General features: G+C 69.2%; 2 protein-coding genes. Both read right to left on the minus strand.

Features of this window, described 5'->3' with window-relative positions; genetic code table 11:
• On the minus strand, nucleotides 1-339 hold a 339-nt coding region (locus IH45_RS01000000144800), incomplete at its 3' end, for a hypothetical protein (protein ID WP_032919570.1).
• A gap of 36 nt (nucleotides 340-375) precedes the next feature.
• Nucleotides 376-1,222, minus strand: an 847-nt coding sequence (locus IH45_RS0142595) for a MinD/ParA family ATP-binding protein (protein WP_030682573.1), incomplete at its 5' end; no start/stop codon positions are given.

A 1,222-nucleotide genomic window follows, 5' to 3' on the forward strand; every position in this document is an offset into this window, starting at 1 on the left:
GGCAGCCAGTTCCTCGCGCAGGTCCTCCAGGTAGGCCAGATACGCCTCGCGCTGAGTGCGCCGGGTGCGCTGAGCCTTGCCACGCTGCGAGAAGACCAGGGCGACGGATCCGATGACGGTGACGACGAGAATGACCGCGCCCAGCGCGGCGAACTGACTGTTGCGTACGACCGTCATCATCACCACGGACGACATGACACCGGCGACGGGCAGCAGCGACATCGCGATGTTGCCCGACTTCCCCTCGGGAAGGTTGGGCGGTGCTTCGATGATGCGCGCCTCGGGGGCGGCCGGTGGCCTGGTGGTCCTGGCCGGGCGGTGTATCAGTCGGGTACTCATCGTCGTCCGTCATTCACGATCGGGCTCGGCATCGGGTCAGTGACGCTTCGAGGGGAGGCAGAGTTGGAAGACGTCCGCGGCGAGGCCGGCGGCGGCTTCCCTGGTCGGGCGAGCCAGCAACCCGGTGTCAACGGGGCCGCCGGCTGCCAGGTGCCGGTCGTACGGCAGAATCCGGACGCATGCTCCCGTGGAGCGGAGACTTCGGGCAGCCCCGTCGAGATCGAGTCCGCAGTGGGGCACCAGTTCGGTGAGTACGACGACCGTGCCGGCGATCACACGGCGGGGCAATGCCTGCATCCACTGCAGCACCGAGTACGTACCGGCGATGCCTTCCGGCGTTGCGGGAGCGGTCAGAACACGGCCGTGGGAGGCGGCGAGTGCCACCCGGGCGACCTCGGCGGGCAGCGTCTCACAGTCGATCACCATCACACCGAAGTAACGGCGCAGCGCCACCACGGCCTGCTCGTACGCCCGGCTGTCCAGCATCACACCGATCTGTCCCCGGCTCGCAGGCAGCAGCCAGGCGTTGTTGGGGAGCTGGACGAGATAGCCGGTGACATCGAGCAGCGACATGTCCGGCTTCACGACGTCCGCGATATCGCTGGTCGTCCAGCGCAGCGCCTCGGCGCCGAGACGCAGCGGCAGTGAGCCGAGCGCCGGGTCGGCCTCCAGGAAGAGGACCGGGTCACGCCGGTAGTGCACGTACGTCGTGCCCAGCAGCGCGGCGACGGCCGACTTGCCGGAACCGCCCCGGATGGAGGTGATGGCGATCTGCCGACCCGTCGTCACGGGCTGTTGCAGCACCGTGGCGGTGCGGGTGACCTCGGCGACTTCCCGCGCGGCGGACGAGGAGAGCGTACGGCGCAGGGTACGTGTGGCGCGC

This window comes from Streptomyces rimosus subsp. rimosus (assembly GCF_000720725.1).
GTDB lineage: Bacteria > Actinomycetota > Actinomycetes > Streptomycetales > Streptomycetaceae > Streptomyces > Streptomyces rimosus_A.